Below are 7,202 nucleotides of genomic sequence, written 5' to 3'. Positions count from 1 at the left end.
GGGCCCGCCCCCGTGCGGATGGATGGTCAGGAGGCCTGGGCGACCAGGCTGGCGGGACGCAGGTCGGTCCAGTGCTCCTCGATGTAGGCGAGGGCGTCGGCCCGGGTGGCACCGGACCTGACGGTCTCCCAGCCGGCCGGGACGTCGATGGTGGCGGGCCAGAGCGAGTGCTGGTTCTCGTGGTTCACCAGCACCAGGAAGGTGCTGTCCTCGTTCTCGAAGGGGTTGCTCATCGGATCCTCCTGAGGAGTCGTTGTGAGGCTTACGCTATGAGCCTTGAGTGGCCCAACTGGGCAGTCGTGCAGGGCAGTTGACCGGCAGTTAGGGCAGCAGCGCGGGGGTGCGGCGGACCGCGCAGGCCTCGGCCACCCGCAGTGCGACCGGCAGCAGCCGGGCCAGCGTGGGCGGGCCGAAGACCGAGACCCCGAGCGGGAGTTCGCGGAACTGGCCGACCGGCAGCGAGACGTTCGGGTACCCGGCCAGCGCGGCCGGGGTGGAGCTGCCGGGGGTGCCCGGGTCGCCGAGCTCGTAGTCCAGCACCGGGGCCGGCTCGTTGGTGGGCGCCAGCAGCGCCTGGACGCCGTAGCGGCGCATGGTGCGGTCCAGCAGCCTGCGCGCCGCCTCCCGGGAGCGCAGCCGGGCGGGAACGGCCCGCTCCCGCTCCTCGGGCCCGATCAACTGCGCCTGCTCGAACAGGTCCTGGCCGAAGAGCGAGAGCTCGACCGGATCGCTCCGGTTGCCCTCGATCAGCTCGGCCAGCGTGCGCGGCCCGCCGGGCCGCCCGGCCAGGTAGCGCTCGAGTGCCGGGCGGAACTCGGCGTACATCGCCAGCAGGCCGTCCTCGACGGTCTGCTGGTCCAGCGTCAGGTCCACCGGCACCACCGCGATCCCGGCGGAGCGCAGGGCCTGGGTGGTGGAGTCGAGTACGGCGTCCACCACCCCCGGCATCCGCGGCACCCGCCAGAGGCCGACCCGGAGCGTCCCCCGGTCGGGTTCGGGGGCGGTCTGCCCGCCGAGCACCGCCAGGGCCAGCGCGGCGTCGGAGAGCCGGGAGGCCAGCACGCCGACGCTGTCCAGCTCCGGGGTGATCGGCACCACCCCGTCCAGCGGGAGCAGGCCGGTCTCCGGTTTCACCCCGACCACCCCGCAGAGCCCGGCCGGGCCGACGATCGAGCCGTCGGTCTCGGTGCCCAGCGCCAGCGGGGCCATCCCGGTGGCCACCGCCACCGCCGAACCGGCCGAGGAGCCGCCCGGGCTGCGGTCCAGCCGGTACGGGTTGCGGGTCTGCCCGCCGACCCCGGACCAGCCCTCGGTGGCCTGCGTGGAGCGGAAGTTGGACCACTCGGAGAGGTTGGTCTTGCCGAGCACCACCGCCCCGGCCGCGCGCAGCCCGGCCACCACCCGGGCGTCCCGGGCCGGCGGGTGGCCGGCCAGCAGCCGGGAGCCGGCCGAGCCGGCCAGCCCGGCGGTGTCGATGTTGTCCTTCACCAGCACCGGGATGCCGTCCAGCGGCCCGCGTTCGGCCCCGGCGGCGTACCGGCGGTCGGCCCGCGCGGCCTGCTCCAGGGCCGACTCGTCCACCGCGAGCACCGCGTTCACCAACGGGTCCGCCAGCTCGATCCGCTCCAGGCAGCGCCGGGTGAGCGAGACGCTGGTCAGCCGTCCGTCGCGCAACTGCGCCTGCAGCTCCCGGAGTTCCGGGAAGCCCGCCGAGCTGTGGTCCAGCCCGGCGGAGCCCAGGTGCGAGGTGTCAGTCAAGACGCACCCCGCGCAGACCGGGGGTGGCCAGCGTGACCAGGGCCGCGGCCACCGCGAAGACCGCGAAGACCGCCATGGCGGCGGTGAAGCCGAGCAGGCTCACCATCGCGCCGACCGCCAGGTTGGCCAGCGGCGCGGCGGCGAAGATGACCAGCGAGAGCACCGACATCACCCGGCCGCGCATCGGCGCCTCGGTCCAGCGCTGGAGCATCGAGACCAGCACCAGGCCGGACTGACCGGTCACCAGACCGAGCACGGCGTAGCAGGCCAGGGCCACCGCGAGCGAGTCGCTGAAGGCCATCCCGGTCAGCGCGAGCGCCGCCGCCCAGACGGTGGACACCAGCACCCGGCCGCCGTGCCGGCCGGGGGGCCAGGCCATGGTCAGCACCGAACTGGCCACCGCGCCGAGGGTGTACGCGGTGAGCAGCAGACCGGCGCCGGTGGCCCCGGTGCCCAGCCGCTCGGAGAGCAGCACCAGGCCGAGGTTGACCGGCGGGGCGCAGGCCAGCTCGGTCAGGCCGATCACCAGCAGCACCAGCTTGATCCGCCGCTGGCCGCCGACGTAGCGCAGCCCGTCCACCAGCATCCGCTTGAACGGCGGCTTGGGCGGGGCCGGTTGGTCGGTGGGCGCGGGCTGGGCGGGGGCCCGGGTGTACTTCACCCGGCCGGAGGCGAAGGCCGAGAGCAGGAAGCTGGCCGCGTTGGCCAGCGCCACCAGCGGGACGCCGCCGGCCGCCACCAGCCAGGCGCCGACCGGACCGCCGGCCGCCTGCCCGCCCCGGATGCCGAAGACGAACAGCGCGTTGCCCCGGACCAGGTCCTTGTCCTCCAGGATCAGCGGCTTAACCGCGCCGGAGGCCGGGATGAAGAAGGCGCTGATCAGCGCGAGCAGCAGGGCCGCGCCGAGCAGGACCGGCACCGAGGGGCTGCTCACCGCGATCAGGCCGGCCGCGGCCAGCATCACCGCGCCGCGCAGCAGGTCGGTGATCACCATCACCCGGCGCGGGCCGCTGCGGTCGGCGATCACGCCGCCGCCGAGCAGGCCGATCAGCCGGGGGATGCTGGCCGCGGTGAGCACCGCACCGGCGGTGGCCGGGCTAAAGTCCCGCACCAGGGTCCAGGTGAGCGCCACGTACCAGGCGGAGTCGCCGAGTTGGGAGAGGCTCATGGCCCCGGTGAAGGACAGGTAGTTCAGGCCGAGCGGGCCGTTGCGGCGCTCCGGCGCCGCCGCGTCCTGCTCGGTCCTGGGGAGTGTGTCAGCCATGGTGCAGCACCTCCGGTACGCGCGGGACGGGGCCGGTCGTGGGGAGGGCGGCGGGCTGCGGCCAGACGTCCTCGGGGGTGAGGGCGGCGGGCACGTACTTGCCCACCGCGCTGATCAGCAGCCGCAGTTCGAGCGCCAGGGCCTCCACCAGCCTGGTCAGGCCGGCCTCCGGGTCCTCGTCGGTGGCGAGCAGCGCGGCCCGGCCGAGACCGGCGGCGGTGGCGCCGAGCGCCAGGCTCTTCACCACCCGGCTGCCCTCCCACATCCGGCCGGAGACCAGCAGGCAGTCCGCCCGGGGCTGCGGGCGGGCGCCGATCCGGGCCAGGCACTCGCCGAGCGGCAGCCCGGCGTGCGCGATCGAGGCCACCGGCGCCCAGCCGGTGCCGCCCTCGGCGCCGTCCACGGTCACCGAGTCCGCCCCGGCGGCCCAGGCGGTGGCGGCGGCGTGCGCCACGTCCCGGCCCGGGTGGAGCTTCACCCAGACCTTCACCCGGGGGTAGTTGTTGCGCATCAGCCGGATCTGCTGACGGAGGATCTCCTCGGTGAAGGTGCCCGGGCTGCTGCACCGCAGCACCCGGTCGGAGTCCGGGCCGAAGACCTCGTCCAGGGCGAACTGCTCGTCCACCCTGGCGGCCGCCGCCCGGTCCAGCACGGTCATCCCGCCCAGGCCCGGCTTGGCGCCCTGACCCACCTTCAGCTCGAAGGCCAGCCGCCCGCTCTCCAGCAGCAGCTGGGTGCCCGGGTCGCTGTAGACCAGGTTCCACACCTCCGCGTCGGCGTCCTCGGTGGACTGCTGGACCGCCACCCCGCCCAGCCCGTACGGGAGTTCCTCCAGATAGGCGGCGATCCGGGCCAGCGCGGTGCGCCTGGTCCGCTCCCCGGCGCGGCCGTAGCCGCTCATCGGCACGATGTTCTCGCCGATCACCATCGGGATGCCCAGGCGCCCGGCCTGCCGGCTCGCGGCCAGCACCTGCTCGGTCCCGGCGGCCCGGGTGGAGCCGAAGGCGGAGAGGTAGAGCGGCAGCGAGGAGCGCAGGCCGCCGACCACGGTGTCCAGCGCCACGTCGGTGTGCAGCGGCTCCCGGCCGAGCTCGATCAGCTTCTCCAGCCGCTGCGGCATGAAGACCGGCGGGGTGATCCGCAGCTGCTCCAACGGGTCGGTGGAGAAGGCCGGTTCGGCGCCGAACAGGGTGTGGCCGTAGTGCGCCTCGGCGGGGAAGGCGGCGGCCGCGCCGAGCCGGGCCCGCTCGCGGACGGCCTGCTCGGGCAGGCCCGCGGTGTGCAGGCCGGGGTTCTGAGGGTTCGTCACGGCGAGACCACCCCCGGCAGCTTCGGGAAGGCGTTGGCCTGCCAGGCGGAGTTCAGGCCGGTCACGTAGCGGGTGAAGCGCTCCACGCCGATGCCGAAGCCGGCCGAGGCGGGGATGCCCTCGCGGACCAGCCGGAGGTACCAGCCGTACTTGGCCGGGTTCTCGCCGGTCTCCCGCATCCGGGTGACGATCCGGGCGTAGTCGGACTCCCGCTCGCTGCCGCTGCACAGCTCGCCGTAGCCCTCCGGGGCCAGCAGGTCGAAGTTGCGCAGCACGCCGGCGGTCTCGGCGCTCTCCCGGTCGTAGAAGCCGCGCGACCCCTTGGGGTAGTCGGTGACGAAGAACGGCTTGGCGGCCCGCTCGGAGATCAGCGCCTCGCCGGTCCAGTCGATCTCGGCGTCCGGGCTCTGCGGGTGGCCGCCCTCGCGCAGTCCGGTCACCGCCTCGGCGTGCGTCATCCGCCCGAAGGCCTCGCCCAGCAGCCCCGCGAAGGCGCTCACGTCGCGGCCCAGCTCCTCGAACTCGCGCGGCAGCCTGGTCACCGCCCGGGAGACCATGTGCCGCACCAGGCCCTCGACCACGGCGGTGATCTCGTCCCGGGAGGCGCCGGCCATCTCCACGTCGATCTGGTGGAACTCGGCCAGGTGGCGGTTGGTGTTGCAGGTCTCCAGCGGCTCCAGGCGGACGTTGGGCGCGATGCAGAAGATCTTCGGGAAGGCCAGCAGCGAGGCCTGCTTGTAGAGGATCGCACTGGTCATCAGCTTGTACTGGTGGCCGTAGTAGTCCAGGTCCACCTGCTTGGCGCCGCGCGCGCCCGGGTCGGTGACCGGGCCGATCACCGGCGGCAGCATCTCGTGGAAGCCCAGGCCGGTGAGGTACTCGCGGGCGCCCGCCAGCAGCTCCTGCTGGACCCGCAGCACGGTGCGGGTGGTGGCCGAGGTCAGGTGGGCGCGCGGGTCGGCGGGGGGCAGCAGCTGCTCCCAGGTGCGCGCGGTGGGCTCGACGGTGCTGGTCATCGGACGGACTCCTTGGTCTGGGAGGGGAGTTGACGGGTGGTGGCGAGATCGAGGGCCAGCCGGTCGAAGCGCTGCTGGACGTAGGAGAGGGAGCCGAGCAGCCCGGTCGAGGTCATCCGGGCGGCGGAGCGGGCGCTGCCGCGCACCGGCATCGCGCCGGTGTCGGACCAGTGCAGCCGCCCGGCGGAGTCCAGGTAGCTGCGCGCCCGTCCGGCGTTGTCCGGGTGCAGGCAGTACGGGACGTCCAGCACGCCCCGGGCGAACGCCTTGGTCAGCGCCCGGCCCAGGTCGGGGTCGAGGCCGAGCACGGCGTGCACCAGGCCGAGCGCCTCGGCGTGGATGCCGGTGTCGTCCGTCTCCGGCGGTGGGCCGGCCGTCTCGGAGGCGCGGGCGGCGGCCTCCAGGGCGGCGACGTTCTCCGCCACGCCGGGGATCCGGTGCGCCTCCGCGGTGGTCTTGACGATCAGCCGCGCGGCGCCGGTGTGCACCGCCAGCCGGGCGGCCTCCTCCAGCAGCAGGGTGGCGCCGCCGGGGGTGCGCGGGTAGACGCCCATGTAGGCGTAGACGACGAGGTGCCAGTCGGTGTCCCCGAGCAGCTCGGCGGCGATCCGGCCGAGCGCGGTGACGGCCTCCACGTCCTGCCCCGGGTGGGTCTGCTGGGCGTAGCTGAGCGAGACGGAGCGCAGCCCGTGCGCCCGGAAGAACAGTGCCTCCAGCACACTGATCGCCACCAGCAGCCCGGGCGGGGCGAGTTGGCCCATCATGCAGCCGCCGAAGGTCTCCAGGTGCGGCTCCAGGCCTTGGTCCCGAAGCCGGGCCAGCACGGCCACGCTCGCCTTCCAGTTGGCCACCGACTGCTCGACCGGGGTCCGGCTGTAGGGCAGGCAGTAGGAGATCGGGCCGCCCTCACTGGCCGTCAGACCGGCCGCCACCGCCGCCTCGAAGATCTCCTGCGGGGCGGCCGAGCCGTGCCGGACCTGCACCGGGAAGGAGGGGCCGGCGATGCCCTCGGTGACGCCGCGGGTGGTGGCGGTGGAGTAGGCGACGATCGGGTAGCCGTTCAGCGGCACGCCCTCGGCCAGCGCCCGGCGGGCGGCGCGGTGGTCGCCGACCCGGGTGTAGCTGTCCAGGGTGAGGGTGCCGACGGTGGTGGCGTCGGCCTGACGGGTCGCCAGCAGCCCGGCCCGCATCAGCTGCGGGTCGCTCATGCCCATCCGGGGCTGCACCACCAGCCGGCCGGAGGCGCGGGCGGCGCGGACGTAGCCGCCGAAGGAGCCGGCCGGGACGGGGGCACCGGTGCCGGGCGGGGGCGCGGGGGCGTTCACCGGGCACCGGCCAGCGGGACGGCGGGCCGGGCGGGGATGGCCTGCACGTAGTCGTGGAAGCGGGCGAGGCCGGTGCCGTCCTGGAACACCGCGTCGAAGCCGGCGGCGGTCAACTCGGTGACCTGGTCGTCCTGTTCGGCTCCCGCGATGCCCAGCTTGCCGCCGATCACCACCCGGGTGCCGCGCAGCTCGGGGTGGGCGCGCAGCTGCTGGATCACCCGGCGGCCGTCGTTCAGGCCGTGCCCGTTGACGGTGGAGACCACCACCAGGTCGGGGCGGCGGGCCAGGCACTCGTCGACCAGCAGCTGGTCCGGCACACAGGCACCGAGGTTGGTCACCCGGTGGCCCGACTCCTCCAGCAGCAGCTGGAGGTAAATGAGGTTCCAGGTGTGGGCGTCGGAGGCCACGCTGGTGACCAGCACGTCCAGGCCGGAGTGGGCGGCCCGGGCGGCGGTGCGGGGGCGCGGCTGGGCAGGGCGGTGCTTCAGCTCCATGGTCGTCTCACAGGATGGTCGAGGGCACGCCGGACC

At 74.6% G+C, this 7,202-nt stretch carries 7 protein-coding genes; all 7 read right to left on the bottom strand.

Translation table 11 applies throughout. From position 1 onward, the window contains the following. Positions 1–26: 26 nt before the first annotated feature. The 7 genes from ACZ6ZR_RS02770 to ACZ6ZR_RS02740 all read right to left on the bottom strand — a co-directional run bounded on the left by ACZ6ZR_RS02770 (position 27) and on the right by ACZ6ZR_RS02740 (position 7,166). Positions 27–233 (bottom strand): MbtH family protein, encoded by a 207-nt coding sequence (locus tag ACZ6ZR_RS02770; RefSeq protein WP_465638671.1) that lies wholly within the window; start codon positions 231–233, stop codon positions 27–29. Positions 234–321: 88 nt separating this feature from the next. Next, positions 322–1,758 (bottom strand): amidase family protein, encoded by a 1,437-nt coding sequence (locus ACZ6ZR_RS02765; protein ID WP_465638669.1) that lies wholly within the window; start codon positions 1,756–1,758, stop codon positions 322–324. Further along, positions 1,751–3,022 carry an MFS transporter gene (locus tag ACZ6ZR_RS02760; protein WP_465638667.1) on the bottom strand — a complete coding sequence of 424 codons (1,272 nt, stop codon included), beginning with the start codon at positions 3,020–3,022 and terminating at the stop codon, positions 1,751–1,753. The genes ACZ6ZR_RS02765 and ACZ6ZR_RS02760 overlap by 8 nt, the downstream gene beginning before the upstream one ends. After that, positions 3,015–4,331 (bottom strand): glutamate synthase-related protein, encoded by a 1,317-nt coding sequence (locus ACZ6ZR_RS02755; protein WP_465638665.1) that lies wholly within the window; start codon positions 4,329–4,331, stop codon positions 3,015–3,017. Before ACZ6ZR_RS02755 ends, ACZ6ZR_RS02760 begins: the two co-directional genes overlap by 8 nt. Continuing rightward, complete coding sequence (locus tag ACZ6ZR_RS02750) at positions 4,328–5,347, bottom strand: asparagine synthetase A (RefSeq protein ID WP_465638663.1); 1,020 nt, start codon at positions 5,345–5,347, stop codon at positions 4,328–4,330. Before ACZ6ZR_RS02750 ends, ACZ6ZR_RS02755 begins: the two co-directional genes overlap by 4 nt. Next, entirely contained in the window at positions 5,344–6,672 is a 1,329-nt protein-coding gene (locus ACZ6ZR_RS02745) for a methylaspartate mutase (RefSeq protein ID WP_465638661.1), read from the bottom strand. The genes ACZ6ZR_RS02750 and ACZ6ZR_RS02745 overlap by 4 nt, the downstream gene beginning before the upstream one ends. Then, positions 6,669–7,166 (bottom strand): cobalamin B12-binding domain-containing protein, encoded by a 498-nt coding sequence (locus tag ACZ6ZR_RS02740; protein WP_465638659.1) that lies wholly within the window; start codon positions 7,164–7,166, stop codon positions 6,669–6,671. The genes ACZ6ZR_RS02745 and ACZ6ZR_RS02740 overlap by 4 nt, the downstream gene beginning before the upstream one ends. Positions 7,167–7,202: the final 36 nt, after the last annotated feature.

The organism is Kitasatospora sp. NPDC088742 (assembly GCF_055584905.1).
This window is presented reverse-complemented; position numbering and strand designations above follow the sequence as displayed.